This is a genomic window from Streptomyces sp. NPDC004031, from assembly GCF_053604375.1.
In genome coordinates this window covers 117,948-134,597 of the sequence record NZ_JBSGHL010000001.1, presented here as the reverse complement: position 1 = coordinate 134,597, position 16,650 = coordinate 117,948, and the positions used below count along the sequence as shown (strand labels likewise).

Here is a 16,650-nt window from a genome sequence, read left to right as displayed (position 1 = left end):
AAGGCGGCGAGGCGCCCGCCCCCGGACGTGCGGTCGGGGGCGGGCGCCGGTGTGTGCCGCGCGGGTCACTTCCAGTCGAAGCGGTACGCCCGGTAGCTGATCACGCCGTTCGGCCACTGGGCGTTGAAGCGCAAGTCGCCGGTGCGGCCGAACTCCGAGACGTACGGCTGGGCGCCCCAGCCGACGAGGCGGCCGCCGGTCGGCAGGGGCTGGGCGTTGCCCTGCGAGGAGGCGATGAGGCCGGAGGGCTGGTCGTCGGAGGCGACGAGGGTGGCGGTGTGCCTGCGGAAGTCGAGCTGGACGGTGACCGCGCGGCTGTAGGGCAGTTCGTCGACCGCGCCCGTGCCGGTGTTGGCGATGCCCGCGGACTCGTTGTCGAAGAAGCTGTAGCGGCCGCCGCCCAGCGGCTCCGGGTCGTGCTGCCAGGCGACGATCGCGCCCTTGGTGTTCAGCACCTGACCGGGGGCGGCCTTGAGGGCGAAGTCGCTGCTCTTGCCGCCCAGTTGCCACTGCACCGCGCCGGTGCGGCCGGAGATCTCGTACGCGGCCCAGGTGTTGCGGGAGTCGACGATCAGGTTGCCGCCCGTGTCGGGCTTGACGGCGTTGATGTGGAACCAGTCCCACGGGGTGTCGGGGGAGGCGGGCAGCGGCTGGCGGCTCTCGGAGTACGGCACGTGGTCGGCGCTGTTCCACTCGAAGAGCACCTTGCCGGTGCGGATGTCGACCTCCTGCACGACGCCGTCGATGACCTTCTGGTGGTCGGAGCCGCCGAGCGAGGTGAGGTCGGCGGTCGCGACGCCGTAGGCGAGGATCAGCGCGGTGTTGCGCCGCGTGATGAGGAATTCGTGCCCGTCGGCGGAGTAGCCGTTGCCCGCGCGGACCTCGGCGATCTTGCGGTAGTGGTCGTCGTAGACGTAGTCGACGCCCTGCGCGACACCGCCGAGGCCGGTGCCCTGCCACCAGGTCAGGACGGGCTTGCCGTGGTAGGTTTGCTTGCGGAAGTCGGCGGCGGTCTGCCCCGCGGGCACCGCGTGCGACCACACGGTGTGCCGCCCGTCGTGGCTGAGGATCTCCACGCCGCTCGCGTACGTGCCGTCGCCTCCGTAGGGGGCCACGAACAGGTCGCCGCTCGCGGTGCCGGGCTTCGCGGTCAGGACGTCGAGCGGTGGCAGCGGCAGCGCGCCCGCCGTCGTACCGGACGCGGCGGCGGCGCCGTTCACCGGCAGCACGGCGGCGAGCGCGGCCAGGGCGGCGGCGGAAACGGCGTGACGGGACCAGGACTTCACGGACATGGGACTCCTCCGGGCATGGCGGATCCGCCGGGCGGCGCGCGCTGGGCGGCGAACACCCGGACGGAAGGGGGGACTTACGCGGTCGACGAATGCGTCGGGACGCGCGCCGTCACCGCACGGCGCCCCGCGGGCGGCCGTGCGTCATCGCAGGGAAGGAGCGGCGTGGTTCAGGCGTCCTCGACGCGAGCGGAAGCGCTCAGCAGGGACGACAGGCAGCAGAGCAGACCCGCATGAGGTCGACGTGACCGCGGGTCGTGAGGGTGCGCAGGTAGGGCCGCTGCATGCCGAGCAAGCTAACTGCTTGTCCTGTACACCGTCAACGCCCGTCCGCATCGTGGCGGCCGGGCGCACGGGGTCGGGCGGGGCACCCGTCCGTGGGGTGCCCCGCCCGTTCGGCGGACCGCGAACGCCTCTACGCGGCGCCGCCGTTGACGTACAGCGTCTGCCCGTTGGTCCAGCGTCCGTGCGGGCCGGCGAGGAAGGACACGGAGTCGGCGATGTCCTCGGGGCTGCCCAGCCGCTGCATCGGGTTGAGGCCCGCGATGTGGTCGACCAGCTCCTGCGGCTTGCCCTCCAGGAAGAGCGGGGTCGCGGTGGGGCCGGGGGCGACGGTGTTGACGGTGACGTCCCGCCCGCGCAGTTCGCGCGCAAGGATCAGCGTCATCGCCTCGACCGCACCCTTGGACGCGGCGTAGGCGGCGTATCCGGGCTGCTGGAGCCGCGTCACGGAGGTCGAGAAGTTGACGAGCGCGCCGCCCGCCCGCAGCCGCCGCGCCGCGAGCTGGGAGACGACGAAGGTGCCGCGGATGTTGACCCGGTGCATACGGTCCAGGTCGGCGAGGTCCAGCTCCGCGACGGGCGCGAGGAGCATGACGCCCGCGGTGTTCACGACGACGTCGATCCCGCCCAGCTCCTGCTCGACGCGGTCGAAGACGGCGGCCATCTCCGTCTCGTCGGCGATGTCGGCGGCCAGCGCGAGCGCCTTCCCGCCGCGGCCCGCGGCGGCCGCGGCCTTCTCGACGGCGGCGAGCGCCTCGGCGGCGCGCCGCGTGCCGCCGCCGTAGAGCAGGACGACGGACTGCCCCTCGGCGGCCAGCCGCTCGGCGACGGCCCGGCCGATACCGCCCGAGCCTCCGGTGACGAGCGCGACCCGGCTGCCGGTGGCGTTGCCCTCGGGTGTGGTGGTCATGGCGGTCTCCTCTGGCTCGCACGGTGGTCCACTGCTTTTGTGGACTGTCCGTCCACATCAAGAAATGTAGACTGGTCGTCCATATAATGCAACCAGGAGCAGTCACCGGGAGGCCCGCCATGCCCGACCGTCCGCACGACGACCACCCCGACGACGGCCCGTCCGGCGGCCACCCCGACCGACCGTCCGGCGGCCCGTCCGACAGCGCCGCCGCCCCGCACGCCGCCGGGCGTGCCGCGCGACCCGGACGCGGGCGCCGGCCCGCCGCCGAGGTCCGCGCCGCCGTGCTCACCGCGACGGCCGCGATGCTGCGCGAGAGCGGCCTGCGCGACATCACCTTCGAGAAGGTGGCCGCGCGCGCCGGGGCCAGCAAGATGACGCTGTACAAGTGGTGGCCCTCCCCCGGCGCGCTCGCCCTCGACGCCTATTTCGCCGCGACCGAGGAGACCCTGGCCTTCGCCGACACCGGCGACCTCGCCGCCGACCTCACCGCCCAGCTGCACGCCTTCGTCGACCTGCTCACCCGGGAGGGCAGCGGCCCCGTCATCGCCCAGCTCGTCGGCGCCGCGCAGACCGACCCGGACCTCGCCGCCGCCCTCGACGAGCACTACACGCGGCCGCGCCGCGCCCTCGCCGTCGAGCGGCTGGGCGGCGCGCTGCGGGCCGGGCAGCTGCGGCCCGGCACCGATCTGGAGAGCCTCGTCGACCAGCTGTGGGGCGCCTGCTACCACCGTCTGCTGCTGCCCGCCCGCCCGCTGGACCGCGCCTTCGCCGACACGCTCGTCCGCAATCTGCTCGGCGGCGTCGCGAACCCGTCCTGATCCACCCGCCGATTCGCGTCACCGGCTTGACAGGTGACGCAGACGATGGGAACGTGAGGTACGGCACAGCCAGGACCACTGAGCGGAGGCCCGTGATGAGCACGGTGACGAGCACTGCGGTGAGCGTGAAGGTCGTACGGCAGGCCCACGACGGGGAGGGAGCACAGGGGGAGCAGGCCGCGGCGGCGGCCCGGCAGGCGCGGTTCGGCCACCTGCCCGAGCGCGTACGGTTCGCGGACATGGTCCAGGAGCAGGTCGAGCCGCGGGATCCGGCGCGCGACGCGTACAACGCGGCGGGCTCCCTCATCTCCTACAACTGCCTCGCCCTCGACCTGGGCCTCTGACCCCCGCCGCACACGACGACACGGCGGCAGGGCGGCACGGCGGGCAACATTCGGCCCACCGTGAAACTCTGGCCGCGGCCCCCGGGTCCTGATGGACTCGGGGGATGACACCTGCGACTCCCCCGGTCTACGACAGCATCGGCGTCGGCTACCGCGACGTCCGCCGCCCCGACCCCCGGCTGCACGCCCTGATCAGCACGGCCCTCAAGGGCGCGGAGACGGTCGTCAACGTCGGTGCGGGCGCGGGCTCCTACGAGCCGCAGCACGCGGCGGTGACCGCCGTCGAGCCCTCGCAGGTGATGCTCGACCAGCACCCCGGCCGCCGCAAGGTCAGGGCGGGCGCGACCGAACTGCCTTTCGCGGACGGCGCGTTCGACGCGGCGATGGCCGTCATGACGGTCCACCACTGGCCCGACCTCGCCCGCGGACTCGCCGAACTGCGGCGCGTCTCCCGCCGCCAGGTCGTCTTCACGTGGGACCCCGCGCACGAGCCGCGGCTGTGGCTCATCGACGAGTACGTCCCCGAGATCCGCGCGATGGAGTTCGCCCGCTTCACGCCCGTCGCGGAGGTCGCCGCCGCGCTCGGCGCGCACACCGTCCTGCCCTTCCCCGTCCCCCACGACTTCACGGACGGCTTCCAGGCGGCGTACTGGCGCCGCCCCGAGCGCTACCTCGACCCCGCGGTGCGCCGCGCGAACTCGACGTTCGCGACGATGTCGCCCGCGGTCGTGGAGCCGGCGATGTCCCGCCTCCAGGACGACCTCGACTCCGGCGCGTGGCACCGCCGCCACGCCGATCTCCTGGACCGCCCCGCCATGGACTACGGCTACCGCCTGGTGGTGGCCGGCGACTGACCCCGGGCCGCCCCCAGGCGCGTGCATGGTTGCGGCGCGGCGGCTCACCCCCCAGACTGGTGACGTGGACCTCACCCATGTCTTCGTCTGCGGCAGCCCCGCCCTGGACTTCGCCGCCACCCTCCGCGCCCGCCGCACCCTGCGGTTCGAGGCGCTGGTCTCGCCCGACCGCCTCGACGCCTGGTACGTGGAGTCGGGTGTCGTGGACGCCGTCACACCGAGCGGGCCCGCGGACCTGGTCCGCGCCCGCGAGGTCCGCGAGGCGATCTACGCGCTGGTGGGCGCCCGGCGCCGGGACGAGCCGTACGGCGCGGACGCCCTCGCGACGCTGAACGCGGCGGCCCGCGAAGCCGCCGCCGCGCCGCAGCTGACGCCCGCGGGCCGGTGGACGGCGGCGGCGCCCGCCGAGGCGCTGTCGACCGTGGCCCGGCAGGCGGTCGAGCTGCTCAGCGGACCGGACGTGCCGCTGCTGAAGGAGTGCGGCAACCCGGAGTGCACACGGATCTACGTGGACCGCTCGCACGGCATGCGGCGGCACTGGTGCGGCATGGAGTCGTGCGGCAACCGCGTGAAGGCCGCCGCGTACCGGGCCCGTAAGAAGTCCGCAGCGCAGGCGGGTTGAGCTGCGGGGGCGCCGACCGCCCCCGTACGCTCACGGCTTGATCGCGACGCCGCCCCACGCGGAGACCTCGGTGTTCGTGAGCGCGGCGACGCGCGGACCGTCCTCGGGGTCGGGGCGCCAGGTGTGGACCATGGCGATGCCCGGCTCGATGAGGTCCAGGCCCTCGAAGAAGCGCTGCCCCTCCTCCAGGGTGCGGACCTGGCCGGGGGTGCCGCCCTGGAGGTAGATCTCCTCGATGCGCGCCCATGCCTCGGGGGCGAACTCCGGCGTGCTGTGGCTGAGGGCGAGCGCGCTGCCGGAGGGGAGCGCGTCGACGAAGCGGGAGACGAGGCCGTACGGGTCCTGGTCGTCGGGCACGAAGTGCAGGATCGCGTTGAGCGACAGCGCCACCGGCTGGCCGAGGTCCAGGACGTCGGTCACCTCGGGGGACTTGAGCAGCGCGCTCGGGTCGCGCAGATCCGCGTGGACGTACGCGGTGCGGCCGCCCGGCGCCGTACGCATCAGCCGCTCGGCGTACTTCAGGACGAGCGGGTCGTTGTCGGCGTAGACGACGCGGGCCTCGGGGGCGACGGACTGCGCGATCTGGTGCAGGTTGGGCTCGGTGGGTATGCCCGTGCCGACGTCGAGCCACTGGCGGATGCCGTGCTCACGGGCGAGCACCCGGGTGGCCCGGTGCATGAAGAACCGCAGCTCGCGCGCGCAGGTGCCGATGCCGGGGAAGACCCCGGCGATGGCCTCGGCGGCCTGCCGGTCGGCCTCGAAGTGGTCCTTGCCGCCCAGGTAGTGGTCGTACATGCGGGCGGAGTGCGGGCGGCTGGTGTCGATCACCGGTTCGGCCCCGGGCGTGCTCATGGTGGTCCTTTCGGTCAGGCGTCCGCGGTCCTCCTGCCGGAGGGAGCCGTCACGCGGCGAAGTGGTCGGCGAGCCCGTCCTTGACGCCGCGCACGAACGCGCGGATCTCGTCCGGGGTGTAGACGAGCGCGGGGCCCGCCGGGTCGGTGGACTGGCGCAACGCGACACGCCCGTCGGGGAGTTGCTTGAGCTCCACGCACTGCCCGCCGTTCGGGCCGCTCCACGGGCACTCCCAGCCGTGGTCGCCGAGTTCCCGGGCGGGCATGCCGCTCCGGATGACGGCGAGGTCGGTGATCTCCGGGCGGTCCTCCGAGGCGGGGCCGCGGGAGTCGGTGGGGGTCATGAGTACTCCTTCCGCATGCGGTTGAGCAGCGCGGTGCTCTCCCGGGTGGAGGTGAGCAGGGAGAGCCGGTTGTGCGCTTCGAGATGCGTCGAGACGTCGGCGCGCTGGTCGAGGTAGACGGCGGCCGACAGGATCTCGCTGTAGACGATGTCGGGGAGTTCGGGCTCGGCGAACCGGAAGTACGTGAAGGGCGCGCAGGCGCCGACGTGCGCGCCCGCGCTGAAGGGCACGATGTCGACGCTGACGTGCGGGAGTTCGTTGGCCTCCAGCAGCCGTTCGATCTGCGCGCGCATGATCGCGGCGCCGCCGACCTGGCGGTGCAGCACCGCCTCCTCCATGACGACCCACAGCGTGGGCGCGTCCTCCCGCTCCAGCAGACTCTGCCGGCGCAGCCGGAGTTCGACGCGCTGGGCGAGCGCCTCCTCGGACTCGTGGGGGAATCCGCCGCGCAGGCACGCCTGCACGTAGTCGGGCGTCTGGAGCAGTCCGGTGACGTAGTGCGGCTCGTACGTGCGCAGCGCCCGCGCGCCGGTCTCCAGGCTCACGTACGCCTTGAACCAGCCGGGCAGCACATCGCGGTACGGATACCACCAGCCGGGCTCGTTGGCCTGCTCGGCGAGCGCGCAGAACTCCTCGATCTCGCGCGGCCCGGCCCCGTACGTCTGGAGCAGCTTCTCGACGTAGAGCGGCTTGAGGGCGACCTCCGCCTTCTCCAGGCGGCGGATGGTGAGCGGGGTCACGCGCAGCGACCGGGCGGCCTGCTCCAGCGACAGGCCCGCCTCCTGGCGGCGCTCCTGCAACCGGCGGCTGAGGATCATGCGCAGCACGGTGGGGGCACTGGGCCCACCCGCGGCGGCCGGCCGCTCCTCGCTCACACGTCCCCCTGACCGGGCCCCGAGGGCTGGTTGTCCTGGTTGCTCACAGCTTGCTGACCATCCGTCAACAAGCCGAGTGTCACACACAGTTGATGAGAACACCAGGTCGATCGGACGCAGGATGAAATTATCAGGAAGCGCATTGCGCGATGCGCTCCGCGGCACGATAGTGACGTATGTGACTCACGCAACGCCGGGCGCACGGGGGCGCCGCGGGCACGGCGGCGACCCTCGGGCCGACCGCCGCGCCCTGGCCGGGACAGGAGTGGTGACGGTGGAAGACGGCATGTTCGCGTACCCGGTACCACCGCCGGCCTACGTCATCGACCACGTCTTCAGCGGCGCGGACCACCAGCACCGCCGCGTCCAGCTGCCCGTGGAGTGCGCGGACCGCGCGGTGTCCTGGATACGCATCCAGGCCCGCACGTACGGCGCGAGCGCACCCGAGGACCACCCCATCTGGGGCTGGATCGACACCCTGCACCGCGCCACCGAACGGCAGTTACTCCTCACCGGCGCCGCCGACCTCGCCTTCGAGCTGGACCAGGGGCGGGTCAGCTGGAGCATCCGGCGGGCGGTACGGGCCCGCATCGCCTGACCCGCGCACCCCCGTGAGGGGGTGACATCGCGCGGCACGGTCGCTTATGGTGAGCGCGATGACTACTCCTTCTGTTTTCAGAACGGGGGCCCGATTCGCGCAAGGTGAGTGCTGATGGGCACTCAGACCTTCGAGCCCGCCGCCTTCGAGGGCACGGCTCGATCCGCGAATCCGGAGACCCGGCTTTCCGTGTGGCTGCACGTGCGGCGTTACGCCGTGCCGCTCCCGATGATCGACACCGCGACCGCCCGCCGCCACGCCGGCGACTGGGCGGGAGCCTGCGCCGCCGCGGGCTTCGACGTCGACTTCACCCCCCGCTCCCTCGCCCGTACGCACGGCAGCGAACTCGCCGCCCGCGTCCGCCTGGACCTGCGGCGGCTGGCGCCCGACCTGCTGCGCTGGCACATGCCCAGGACCGCCCCGGACGGGCTGCTCCGCCCCGGCGTGACCCTCGCCCTCGCGCGCTACCCCACCGCGGAGGGAGCACTCCACCTCGTCGCCCGCACACCGCCCGCACCGGCGGCCGGCCGCCAGCGCGTCCAGCTCGCGCTCCACGACGGCACCCGCGACCTGACCCGCACCCCCGCCCCCTCCTGCGGCACCCACCCGCACGCCCGCCCCGACCGCCGCTTCCGGCTCGACCTGCACCGCCACGTATGGGACGCGGAAAGGGCACACGAGCTGCGCGAACGCTCCGGCGTGACCCGCGGGTGGGACCCCCGCGCCCACCCCGCCCCGGACAGCCCCGACACCTGGGCCGCCGTACCGCGGTGGGCCGACGAGGCCGCCCGGCTGCTGCACGCCGAAGGCTCCCCGCACGGCGGGACCGTCGCCGTACGGCTCGGGCGCGGGCGACGGCTCGTCCTGGAGATCCACACCCCGCCGGGCGCACCGCCCCGGATCGCCGCACGGTACGCGGAGGGGGCGTACCGATGCGACACCCCTGCCGGGGAGGGGGGTTGCCGCGCCGGATGCGGGGGCTGCCTCGGCCCCGCCGCCGCACACGGTGAGCCGCGCGCACTGCCCGTGCTGCCCGACGCGGCGACCTGGATCCCGCCCGACCTCGCGCTCCTCGCCGCAGGCCTGATCGCACCGGAAGAGCTGCACCCGCTGGTCGCCGCCGCCCTCGCGCCCGGCCGCGCGCGGGCGGCGGGACCTCCGGGCGGCCCGCCGGGCGCGGCCGGACCCCGGTACGTCGACTGCCGGGGGGCGCGGCACCGCATCGGCCTCGTCGGCGGTGTCCTCACCGCGCTGGACCACGACGGCGAGGAGGTCCGCAGGGAGACGCTGCTCGCCGAACTCAACGGCCCCCCGCTGCCGTGCTTCCAGGCCATCGCGCTCGCCCACCGCCATCCGGAGAGCCTCCCGGACGTCCGCGCCCGCCTCGCGCACGGCGACGTCCGCGGCGCGCTCGCCGAGGTCGAAGCGCTGCTCGGGCCTTCGGCGCGGCTCGGCGAAGGGGGGTTGCGGGACGCGCTCGAAGCGGCGGCCCGTGGTCGGATCGACCACGGGCTCTACCGCTCGGGCCTCGCCACACCCGGGCCCGCGCCCGGACGGCGGGCGTTCGCCCCCTTCACCCGCGAGGAGCGGCGCCGCCGCACCGACTTCACCTCCCACCCCCGCCACGCCGCCACCCACTGACCCGCCCCCCGGCTGGACCCGCACCTCTGCCCCGCGGGGCCCGCAAGCTCTTCGCTGCCACGAGGGGTGACCGTTTTCCCGCCGGCGCGCAGGTGGCGGTTTCCGCGGCCTCGCGGGGGGGGTGACCGTTTCCGCCGCCGCGCGGGTGGGCGGGCTCGCGCTGCCGCGCGGGGCACCCGTTTTCAGGCTGCGCGTGCCGCGCGGGGCACCCGTTTTCGGGCTGCGCGGGGCACCCGTTTTTAGGGGCGCGGGGAACTGCGCGACAAGCCCCCACCGGGGCGCGGGTAGGCAACCGACCCGAAGGGGCAGTTCGGTCCGCTCCGGACCACCGGCCGGTGGTGGGCTGAGCGCGCAGTTCTCCCCCAGAGCTTCGCCTGGGAGGTACCCCCACGCAGCCCCTGGGGGTGCCCGGCGCGGCATGCGCACTCCCCGCGCGGCCGGAAAACGGGTGCCCGGCGCGGCATGCGCACCCTCCGCGCGGCCGGAAAAACGGGTTCCCCCCGCCGCACCGGGAAGCCCGCCCGGCAGGGCGACCGCAAGCTCCCTCGTGTCCGGCCGACCAGGCCGAACACCTCGACCTCGAACGCAAAGGTGACCTATGACCGTTGAAAGCCCCACCGCCCCCGCCAGGGACCAGCTCGGCGTCGCCGGGGAACTCCTCGCGCTGCTCAGCGCGACCCGCACCGAGCACCGTCCCAACGACCAGTTGTCCGCCCTGACCCTCGCCGTCGCCGCCGACCTCCCCGTCCTGCTGTGGGGAGCCCCCGGCATCGGGAAGACCGCCGCGCTGACGCAGCTCGCCGCCGCGCTGGATCTGCCGCTCACGACGGTGATCGCGAGCGTCCACGAGCCGTCGGACTTCGCCGGGCTGCCCGTCGTCGGGGACGACCCGGCCGTGCAGGGTGTGCCGATGGCCCCGCCCGACTGGGCGGTGCGGCTGGTCCGCGCGGGACGCGGCCTGCTCTTCCTGGACGAGCTGTCCACCGCGCCGCCCGCCGTGCAGGCGGCTCTGCTGCGGCTGGTGCTGGAGCGCCGCATCGGCGCGCTCCAACTCCCGCCCGGCGTACGGATCGTGGCGGCGGCCAACCCGCGTTCGTCGGCGGCGGACGGCTGGGAGCTGAGCCCGCCGCTGGCGAACCGTTTCGTGCATCTGCAGTGGACGCACGAGCACGAGGTCGTCGTGCGCGGCCTGGGCGGGGTGTGGCCGCGCGCCGCCCTGCCGGAGCTGGATCCGCAACGCCTCGCGGAGGCGGTCGAGTTCGCCCGCCGGGCGGTGACGGGCTTCCTGCGGGCGCGGCCCAAACTCGTTCACCAGCTCCCGGCGTCGGAGACGCGCAGGGGCGGTGCGTGGCCCTCGCCCCGGAGTTGGGAGATGACACTGCGGCTGGTGGCGTTCGCGACGGCCGCGGACTCGCCGCGCGAGGTGCTCGCGCTGCTGGCGCGCGGCGCGGTCGGCGACGGTCCCGGGCTGGAACTCCTCGCCGCCATCGACCGGATGGAGCTGCCCGACCCCGAGACGCTGCTCGCCGACCCGGCCACCGCGGAGCTGCCGGAGCGGGGTGACCTGCGGCAGGCGGCGCTGGAGGCGGTGGTGACCGCCGTGCACTCCCGTCCGACCCGGGCGCGCTGGGACGCGGCGTGGGCACTGCTGGTGCGGGCCCTGGAAACGGGCGCGCCCGACCTGGTGGTGGTGCCCGCGAAGACGCTGGCGGCGCTGCGCCGCGAGGACTGGGACGTCCCCGCTGCGATCGACCGGCTGAGCGGGGCGTTCACGATCTCCCGCCAGGCCTCGGCGGCCGCGGCCCGTACGGCGGCGAGGGCGGGTGCCGCCCGATGAGCACGGACCCGCGCCCGTCTGCGGGGGAGCCGCGCCCCACGCCCCGTCTCATGCCGCACCGTACGCCGGGGCGGACCGAGCTGCCCGCGCCGCCCGCCCCCGCGGACGAGCCGCCGCCCGCACTCGACCTCGACAAGCTCTACGCGGCCCGTCTGCTGGCCGCCCGCGCCCGCCCGTACCTCGCGAGCGCGCTCTTCGCGCTGCACATCGTGCCGTCCCGGCGGGTGCCGACGATGGCGGTGGACCCGTACTGGCGCTGCTACGCGGCCCCCGCCTTCGTCGCCGCGACGCCCGTCGAGGAGCTGGCGTCGGTGTGGGTGCACGAGGTGTCGCACCTGCTGCGCGACCACCAGGGCCGCGGTGACCGGTACGCGCGCGAGCACGACGAGCACGGCCCGGCCGAGCGGCTGCGCCGCAACATCGCCGCGGACTGCGAGATCAACGACGACGCGTTCGGCGACGGCCTCCCCTTCCCCGAAGGGGCGGTCACCCCGGGGTGGTTCGGGCTCCAGCCCGGTCTGCTGATGGAGGAGTACCTGGAGAAGATCCGTCTCGGCCCGCGTACCGGCGGCCTGAAGTGGCTGGACTGCGGCAGCGGCGTGGACGGCCACGGCCGGGCGTGGGACCTCGGGCCGGGCGGCTCCTGGAAGTTGCAGCCGCACGAGCGGGACGCGGTGCGCTTCCGCGTCGCCGAGGGCATCAAGGGCCGCCCCGGTGACGTACCGGAGGGCTGGCAGCGGTGGGCGGAGGAGGCCTTCCATCCACCGCAGCCCTGGCGGCAGTTGCTCGGCGCGGCGGTGCGGGCCGCGGCGGCGAGCGGCGGCACGGGCGGGGACTACACGTACGGCCGCCCCGGCCGGCGCTCGGCGAGCGTGCCGGGCGCGGTGCTGCCGAGCCTGCGCCGTACGCCGCCGCGGGTGCGCGTGATCGTGGACACCTCGGGGTCGGTGAGCGACGCCGAACTGGGCAGCGCCCTGCTGGAGATCGCGGCGATCTCCGCGGCGGTGGGCGGCCGCCGCGACCTCGTCGGCGTCCTCGCGTGCGACGCGGCGGCCGCCGCCGTCCGCCCCCTCACCACCACCCACGCCATCCCGCTGATCGGCGGCGGCGGCACGGACCTGCGCGAGGGCTTCACCCGCGCCCTGCGCGCCCACCCCTCCCCCGACGTGATCGTGGCCCTCACCGACGGCCAGACCCCCTGGCCCGCCCACGCCCCGCCCTGCCGCACGGTGATCGGCCTCTTCCCCCGCCCACCCCGCATCACCGAGGACACCCCCGACCACTACCACCCCACTCCCCCACCGGACTGGGCCCGCGTGGTGACGATCGGCTGACGCCGGTCCGTCCCACGGCGCCGCGCGCGGGCGCGAGGATGGGCGGATGACGAGACGTACGGTGGTCGTCCGCGGGACCAAGGGAACGCTCGTGTCCGCGGCGGCGGCGACGGCCGACTACACGGTGTGGCACCGCCTGGTGGAGTGGTCGGACGACGTGTCCGCGGCCGCCTCGGGCGCGATGGGCGCGGGCTGGTCCGAGGCCCTGCTCGCCCTGGCCGTCGGCCTGACGTCGATGCCCGTCCTGCTGTGGGCGGGCATGCGCCTGCTCGGCGAAAGAGGCAACCACCTCCTGATCCTGGCCGGCACCCCCCTCTGGTGGCTGATCGGCGCGCGCGCCGTCGGGAACTCCCCCGGCCCCGCGGCCACCGTCCTCCTCCTCACCCTGTTCACCCTCCTCGCGGGCCTCCTGTCCCTCCCCGAGGTCCCCGCAACCACCCCACCGCGCGCCGGGTAGGCCCCCCGCACCCACACGGCCCTCCCCGGATCCGGGGAGGGCCGTTCTGCGATGCCACGCCGTGGGGGCCGACCTTCACAGCTCCCCGGCGGCCACGCCCTTCCGGAAGGCGTCCCACTCCTCGGCGGTGTACCGCAGCGCCGGGAAGGACGGGTTCTTCGAGTCCCGCAGGGCGACGCCTCCGCCGGGGAGGTCGGTGATCTCGACGCAGTGCTCACCGCCGTTGCTGAAGGACGACTTCCGCCAGGCTGCGGCGGACAGATCGACGGCGTACAGCTCTTCCTTGTTGGGAGTCACGTCCCGCTTCCTTCCATTATTTTCTTGATCTTCACCAGTGAGTCGTCCACGGAGAGTGCCGTGGCGACCACCCGCTCGAAGGCGTTCTCGAAGACCTTCACGTCGTCCGCTCCCTCCGCGAAGTACCCGCCCCGCAGATTCTCCTGGCTGACCACGGTCGGCCACGGGCCAGGGAAGCGAACGACCTCGAACAGACCGAGCAGCCCGGGGTGCGGGGTCGCACGCAGGTCCATCACCTGGATCGTGACATTGGGGAGGTCGGCCATGTCCAGCAGGTGGCCGCAACTGCGCCCGCATCGGGAGCGTTCCCGCGCGTCATGCGGTGGGGCCGGGTGCGGAGGGGCGTTTGGTGGTGTCCCGCCGGGAGATGGCCTCCGCCACCTCGTCGAGGGCGGTGCGCACGAGGGCACCGTATGCCTGCTGGGGGAGGTGGGGGGCGCGCTGGTTGGCCGCGTCGATGTGTTCCGTGGCTGCGTCGAAGGACCCCAGTCGCCGGTAGTTGTCGGCCAGGTTGAGGTGGAGGGAGGGGTAGAACCCGGCGATGTGGAGGCCGGCGTGGTGGTCCTGGAGACGCTGTTCGGTCACGGCGTCGGCGGCGTCCAGGGCCCGCACGTCCCAGGCGAGGGCCTGCGCGGGATCTTCGTAGAGATCTGCCAGGTAGTGGGCGAGTGAGCAACGGTGCAGCGGGTCGCCGGTGACGCCGATCGTCGACCACAGGTCCAGGAGCTTGCGGCGGGCGGTGAGAGTGCTGCCCGTTCGGCCTTCGGCGACGGCCCGGCCGATGGCCTCCATGGTCGGGTCAGGGCCGGCGGGGGCGGTAGGCATGACGTGTTCCTCGTCGTTCTCAGGCCGGGTGGTCGGACGGGACGGGCATGGCCAGGGTGATGAGATCGCCGCGGTCGGCGGAGCGGACCGTGACGGGTCGGTCGTGTCCCCTCAGGTCGAGCATCACGTCGGGGCCGATGGCCGTGCTCACGGCGGGATAGAGCGTGGTCATCTCGAACCGGATCTCCAGGGCCGGGCCCGTCACGGTGGCGGGGAGCCGAACGCCGGGGTCCTCCTCCACCGCAGCCAGGGGCATGGCGATCTCGCGGAGCTGACGCAGCGCGGTCGCCCGTGCTCCCTGTTCAGCGCCGTAGTAGCGGTAACCGGAGACCGGGTCCACTTCGGCAGGGGGTAGCAGCCCGGAGTCGGCGTAGAACCGCAACGCGCTGGCGGTCAGACCGGTGTGCTGGGCGAAGACCCCGATAGGCATCAACTCGGAATGCGGCACCTCGCCATCATCGAGCTTCGACCAACTCGAAGGTCAACATCGACGTGGGCGTCACCCGCCTCGTGGCCGGAAACGCCTAAGTCGTCTTCAGGGGCTCCCGGAACGACTTGCGGAAGACCGGGCCCGCGAAGGGGATGATCGTGGACAGCACCTTCGCCGTCAGCGTCGTCGGGTGGCGCTGGAGTTCGATGTCGATGCGGGTGCCGTCGCCGTCCGGGGTGAGGTCGAAGACCCAGCCGCCCGGCCCGAAGGGCTTGGACTCGCGGGTGGTGACGGTGACCTTGTGCGCGGCCGGGTCCCATTCGTAGCGGGCGCGTTCGAACGACTTCTCGTTGCCCTCGGTCACCTCGGCCCAGGTGTCGCCGCGTTCGTGGACCTCGAAGTGGTCCGCGTCGATCGAGGGCCACTCGTCGACCCGGGCGGGGCTGAAGTCGGTCAGTACCCCCATCACCTCGGAGGGGCTCATGGACGATGTCAGCTGGAGATGCAGAGCGGGCACGGCCTGCTCCCTTCCGCGGGAGGCCCCGGTTTCCGCGATCCGCCGGTCCTGGGCCGCACGGCACCGCGGGCGGGGCGTCCGCCACCGCTTCCCAGCATGCGCCGGGGCGGCGGCGGGCGCATGCCGGGGGGCCGCGCGATCGGGTAGCGTGCGCGGCCATGGGTGAGCTGATGGTGATCCGGCACGGCCAGACCGAGTGGAGCCTGTCGGGCCGGCACGCCGGACGGACCGATGTCGCGCTGACCGCGGCGGGTGAGGCCGCGGCCGGTGCGCTCGCGCCGCGGCTGGCCAGCCGCAGCCTGGTCGCGGTGTTCACCAGCCCGCTGAGCCGCGCGGTGCGCACGGCCGAGCTGGCCGGGCTGACCGGCGCCGAGCCCGATCCCGACCTGCTGGAGTGGGACTACGGCGGCTACGAGGGCCTGACCGCCGAGCAGATCCGCGCGGCCCGCCCCGGCTGGGACCTGTGGCGCGACGGTGTGGTGCCGGGCGACGCCGAGCACCCCGGGGAGCGCCTCGCGGAGGTGGCCGCGCGCACGGACGCGGTGCTGGACCGGGTCCGTCCGCTGCTGGACGAGGGGGACGTCGCCGTCGTCGCGCACGGCCACCTCGCCCGCGTCCTCACCGTCCGCTGGCTCGGCCTGGACCCGTCCGCGAGCCGCCTGCTCGCCCACCCGCACCCGGGCACCCTGAGCTTCCTCGCCACGGAGGACGGGCAGCCGGTCCTGTCCGCCTGGAACGTCCCGTAGCCGGAGCCGCCGCCCTCCTGCCCGGGGCGCCGGACGGTCAGACCGTGTACACGGCGCCGTTCTCCACCACGTAGTGCCGCCCGCCCTCCGCCGAGCCGAGGAAGCGCCAGTCCTCCCGTCCCGCGCGTGCGGCAGGGAAGACCTCCAGGGCCATGCCCGTGGACAGCGTCAGCCGGAGGTCGAACTCCTCGCCGATGCTCACCGCGTCGACCACCGGCCCCTCCCGGGCGACGAGCCGCGTGACGGCCTCGGCGCGGTCGTCGAACCGGGACGTGCCGATCTCACCTCCGGCGGTGAACCCGGCGCGGGCCCCCGTCCGAGCCCCCGCGCGGGTTCCCGGACGGAAGAGGTCGCCCTCCTCGGCCATCACCGCGGCACCGCGGGTGAGCCGCCACCGGCATTGCAGGTGGAGGGCCAGTTCGCGCACCGACGGGCCGCCCCGCGGGTCGGCCCACGGCACTTCGTCACCGAAGGTGAACCACACGAGGGTCGCGGCGCGGCCTACGGCGGTCAGAGGGCGCCCCTCCAGCGTGCGCAGCGCCGCACGGGCTGCCGCGAGATCCGGCACAGCGCCTCCCCCTTCTCCGCCGCCGACGGTCGCGGCGGCGCCGGAGGAGCAGGATAGGGCGCTTCGCCCGGAGACGCGGTCGAATTCCGCGGCGGAGATCATCCGAATACGCCCGCCGTCATATGAGCGGGGGTATTCGCAAGACGCCCGCCCGCTTACTCTCCGCTTCGAAACATTTCGGTCCACCGAATATCTCGCACACACTCCC

General features: G+C 74.2%; 21 protein-coding genes. 10 read left to right on the top strand and 11 right to left on the bottom strand.

Going from position 1 to position 16,650, the window contains the following annotated elements; translation table 11 throughout:
* Window positions 1-65: 65 nt before the first annotated feature.
* On the bottom strand, window positions 66-1,292 hold the full coding sequence (locus tag ACWERV_RS00570; protein WP_452926892.1) for an arylsulfotransferase family protein: 1,227 nt from the start codon (window positions 1,290-1,292) through the stop codon (window positions 66-68).
* Window positions 1,293-1,704: 412 nt separating this feature from the next.
* A complete protein-coding gene (locus ACWERV_RS00565; protein WP_452926890.1) occupies window positions 1,705-2,481 on the bottom strand; it encodes an SDR family oxidoreductase in 777 nt (258 codons plus the stop codon).
* Between the two features lie 119 nt (window positions 2,482-2,600).
* Here ACWERV_RS00565 and ACWERV_RS00560 point away from each other — a divergent pair, with 119 nt between their 5' ends.
* The 4 genes from ACWERV_RS00560 (at window position 2,601) to ACWERV_RS00545 (ending at window position 5,122) form a co-directional block, all read left to right on the top strand.
* Window positions 2,601-3,302 (top strand): TetR-like C-terminal domain-containing protein, encoded by a 702-nt coding sequence (locus ACWERV_RS00560; protein ID WP_452926887.1) that lies wholly within the window; start codon window positions 2,601-2,603, stop codon window positions 3,300-3,302.
* A 95-nt stretch (window positions 3,303-3,397) separates the two neighbouring features.
* Window positions 3,398-3,646 (top strand): hypothetical protein, encoded by a 249-nt coding sequence (locus ACWERV_RS00555; RefSeq protein WP_452926885.1) that lies wholly within the window; start codon window positions 3,398-3,400, stop codon window positions 3,644-3,646.
* Window positions 3,647-3,750: 104 nt separating this feature from the next.
* Complete coding sequence (locus ACWERV_RS00550; RefSeq protein ID WP_452926883.1) at window positions 3,751-4,500, top strand: class I SAM-dependent methyltransferase; 750 nt, start codon at window positions 3,751-3,753, stop codon at window positions 4,498-4,500.
* A gap of 64 nt (window positions 4,501-4,564) precedes the next feature.
* On the top strand, window positions 4,565-5,122 hold the full coding sequence (locus ACWERV_RS00545) for a CGNR zinc finger domain-containing protein (protein WP_398176394.1): 558 nt from the start codon (window positions 4,565-4,567) through the stop codon (window positions 5,120-5,122).
* A gap of 30 nt (window positions 5,123-5,152) precedes the next feature.
* Here ACWERV_RS00545 and ACWERV_RS00540 read toward each other — a convergent pair whose 3' ends face one another.
* From ACWERV_RS00540 to ACWERV_RS00530, 3 genes are all read right to left on the bottom strand, one after another.
* Window positions 5,153-5,974 carry an SAM-dependent methyltransferase gene (locus tag ACWERV_RS00540; RefSeq protein WP_452926880.1) on the bottom strand — a complete coding sequence of 274 codons (822 nt, stop codon included), beginning with the start codon at window positions 5,972-5,974 and terminating at the stop codon, window positions 5,153-5,155.
* A 49-nt stretch (window positions 5,975-6,023) separates the two neighbouring features.
* Window positions 6,024-6,239, bottom strand: coding sequence for a DUF397 domain-containing protein (locus ACWERV_RS00535; RefSeq protein WP_031515947.1), 216 nt, complete (start codon window positions 6,237-6,239; stop codon window positions 6,024-6,026).
* 74 nt (window positions 6,240-6,313) lie between these two features.
* Window positions 6,314-7,135 (bottom strand): helix-turn-helix domain-containing protein, encoded by an 822-nt coding sequence (locus ACWERV_RS00530; protein WP_452927183.1) that lies wholly within the window; start codon window positions 7,133-7,135, stop codon window positions 6,314-6,316.
* A 331-nt stretch (window positions 7,136-7,466) separates the two neighbouring features.
* Here ACWERV_RS00530 and ACWERV_RS00525 point away from each other — a divergent pair, with 331 nt between their 5' ends.
* From ACWERV_RS00525 to ACWERV_RS00505, 5 genes are all read left to right on the top strand, one after another.
* Complete coding sequence (locus tag ACWERV_RS00525; RefSeq protein WP_452926877.1) at window positions 7,467-7,790, top strand: hypothetical protein; 324 nt, start codon at window positions 7,467-7,469, stop codon at window positions 7,788-7,790.
* Window positions 7,791-7,904: 114 nt separating this feature from the next.
* On the top strand, window positions 7,905-9,431 hold the full coding sequence (locus ACWERV_RS00520) for a hypothetical protein (RefSeq protein ID WP_452926874.1): 1,527 nt from the start codon (window positions 7,905-7,907) through the stop codon (window positions 9,429-9,431).
* A gap of 598 nt (window positions 9,432-10,029) precedes the next feature.
* The gene (locus tag ACWERV_RS00515; protein WP_452926872.1) at window positions 10,030-11,268 is read left to right on the top strand and encodes an AAA family ATPase; all 1,239 of its coding nucleotides are present in this window, start codon (window positions 10,030-10,032) and stop codon (window positions 11,266-11,268) included.
* 50 nt (window positions 11,269-11,318) lie between these two features.
* Window positions 11,319-12,602, top strand: coding sequence for a vWA domain-containing protein (locus tag ACWERV_RS00510; RefSeq protein ID WP_452926870.1), 1,284 nt, complete (start codon window positions 11,319-11,321; stop codon window positions 12,600-12,602).
* A gap of 46 nt (window positions 12,603-12,648) precedes the next feature.
* Window positions 12,649-13,059 carry a hypothetical protein gene (locus ACWERV_RS00505; RefSeq protein WP_452926868.1) on the top strand — a complete coding sequence of 137 codons (411 nt, stop codon included), beginning with the start codon at window positions 12,649-12,651 and terminating at the stop codon, window positions 13,057-13,059.
* 75 nt (window positions 13,060-13,134) lie between these two features.
* Here the strand turns inward: ACWERV_RS00505 and ACWERV_RS00500 are convergent, their stop codons facing one another.
* From ACWERV_RS00500 to ACWERV_RS00480, 5 genes are all read right to left on the bottom strand, one after another.
* The gene (locus tag ACWERV_RS00500; protein ID WP_452926865.1) at window positions 13,135-13,356 is read right to left on the bottom strand and encodes a DUF397 domain-containing protein; all 222 of its coding nucleotides are present in this window, start codon (window positions 13,354-13,356) and stop codon (window positions 13,135-13,137) included.
* Window positions 13,353-13,589 (bottom strand): Scr1 family TA system antitoxin-like transcriptional regulator, encoded by a 237-nt coding sequence (locus tag ACWERV_RS00495; RefSeq protein ID WP_452926863.1) that lies wholly within the window; start codon window positions 13,587-13,589, stop codon window positions 13,353-13,355. The genes ACWERV_RS00500 and ACWERV_RS00495 overlap by 4 nt, the downstream gene beginning before the upstream one ends.
* Window positions 13,590-13,671: 82 nt before the next feature.
* The gene (locus tag ACWERV_RS00490; protein ID WP_452926861.1) at window positions 13,672-14,181 is read right to left on the bottom strand and encodes a hypothetical protein; all 510 of its coding nucleotides are present in this window, start codon (window positions 14,179-14,181) and stop codon (window positions 13,672-13,674) included.
* Between the two features lie 19 nt (window positions 14,182-14,200).
* On the bottom strand, window positions 14,201-14,629 hold the full coding sequence (locus ACWERV_RS00485; RefSeq protein WP_452926858.1) for a MerR family transcriptional regulator: 429 nt from the start codon (window positions 14,627-14,629) through the stop codon (window positions 14,201-14,203).
* 76 nt (window positions 14,630-14,705) lie between these two features.
* Window positions 14,706-15,128 carry a hypothetical protein gene (locus ACWERV_RS00480; RefSeq protein ID WP_452926856.1) on the bottom strand — a complete coding sequence of 141 codons (423 nt, stop codon included), beginning with the start codon at window positions 15,126-15,128 and terminating at the stop codon, window positions 14,706-14,708.
* A gap of 158 nt (window positions 15,129-15,286) precedes the next feature.
* On the opposite strand from ACWERV_RS00480, the gene ACWERV_RS00475 reads away from it, so the two are divergent.
* A complete protein-coding gene (locus tag ACWERV_RS00475; RefSeq protein WP_452926854.1) occupies window positions 15,287-15,874 on the top strand; it encodes a histidine phosphatase family protein in 588 nt (195 codons plus the stop codon).
* 37 nt (window positions 15,875-15,911) lie between these two features.
* On the opposite strand, the gene ACWERV_RS00470 is transcribed toward ACWERV_RS00475, so the two are convergent.
* Window positions 15,912-16,442: a hypothetical protein gene (locus ACWERV_RS00470; RefSeq protein WP_452926852.1), complete on the bottom strand. Its 531-nt coding sequence runs from the start codon at window positions 16,440-16,442 to the stop codon at window positions 15,912-15,914.
* Window positions 16,443-16,650 lie beyond the last annotated feature (208 nt).

What these genes read in the sequence shown, in the direction of transcription:
- ACWERV_RS00570 (WP_452926892.1), bottom strand. Translation starts at nt 1,292, where the DNA reads ATGTCCGTGAAGTCCTGGTCCCGTCACGCCGTTTCCGCCGCCGCCCTG.
- ACWERV_RS00565 (WP_452926890.1), bottom strand. Translation starts at nt 2,481, where the DNA reads ATGACCACCACACCCGAGGGCAACGCCACCGGCAGCCGGGTCGCGCTC.
- ACWERV_RS00560 (WP_452926887.1), top strand. Translation starts at nt 2,601, where the DNA reads ATGCCCGACCGTCCGCACGACGACCACCCCGACGACGGCCCGTCCGGC.
- ACWERV_RS00555 (WP_452926885.1), top strand. Translation starts at nt 3,398, where the DNA reads ATGAGCACGGTGACGAGCACTGCGGTGAGCGTGAAGGTCGTACGGCAG.
- ACWERV_RS00550 (WP_452926883.1), top strand. Translation starts at nt 3,751, where the DNA reads ATGACACCTGCGACTCCCCCGGTCTACGACAGCATCGGCGTCGGCTAC.
- ACWERV_RS00540 (WP_452926880.1), bottom strand. Translation starts at nt 5,974, where the DNA reads ATGAGCACGCCCGGGGCCGAACCGGTGATCGACACCAGCCGCCCGCAC.
- ACWERV_RS00535 (WP_031515947.1), bottom strand. Translation starts at nt 6,239, where the DNA reads ATGCCCGCCCGGGAACTCGGCGACCACGGCTGGGAGTGCCCGTGGAGC.
- ACWERV_RS00530 (WP_452927183.1), bottom strand. Translation starts at nt 7,135, where the DNA reads ATGATCCTCAGCCGCCGGTTGCAGGAGCGCCGCCAGGAGGCGGGCCTG.
- ACWERV_RS00520 (WP_452926874.1), top strand. Translation starts at nt 7,905, where the DNA reads ATGGGCACTCAGACCTTCGAGCCCGCCGCCTTCGAGGGCACGGCTCGA.
- ACWERV_RS00515 (WP_452926872.1), top strand. Translation starts at nt 10,030, where the DNA reads ATGACCGTTGAAAGCCCCACCGCCCCCGCCAGGGACCAGCTCGGCGTC.
- ACWERV_RS00510 (WP_452926870.1), top strand. Translation starts at nt 11,319, where the DNA reads ATGCCGCACCGTACGCCGGGGCGGACCGAGCTGCCCGCGCCGCCCGCC.
- ACWERV_RS00505 (WP_452926868.1), top strand. Translation starts at nt 12,649, where the DNA reads ATGACGAGACGTACGGTGGTCGTCCGCGGGACCAAGGGAACGCTCGTG.
- ACWERV_RS00495 (WP_452926863.1), bottom strand. Translation starts at nt 13,589, where the DNA reads ATGGACCTGCGTGCGACCCCGCACCCCGGGCTGCTCGGTCTGTTCGAG.
- ACWERV_RS00490 (WP_452926861.1), bottom strand. Translation starts at nt 14,181, where the DNA reads ATGCCTACCGCCCCCGCCGGCCCTGACCCGACCATGGAGGCCATCGGC.
- ACWERV_RS00475 (WP_452926854.1), top strand. Translation starts at nt 15,287, where the DNA reads ATGGGTGAGCTGATGGTGATCCGGCACGGCCAGACCGAGTGGAGCCTG.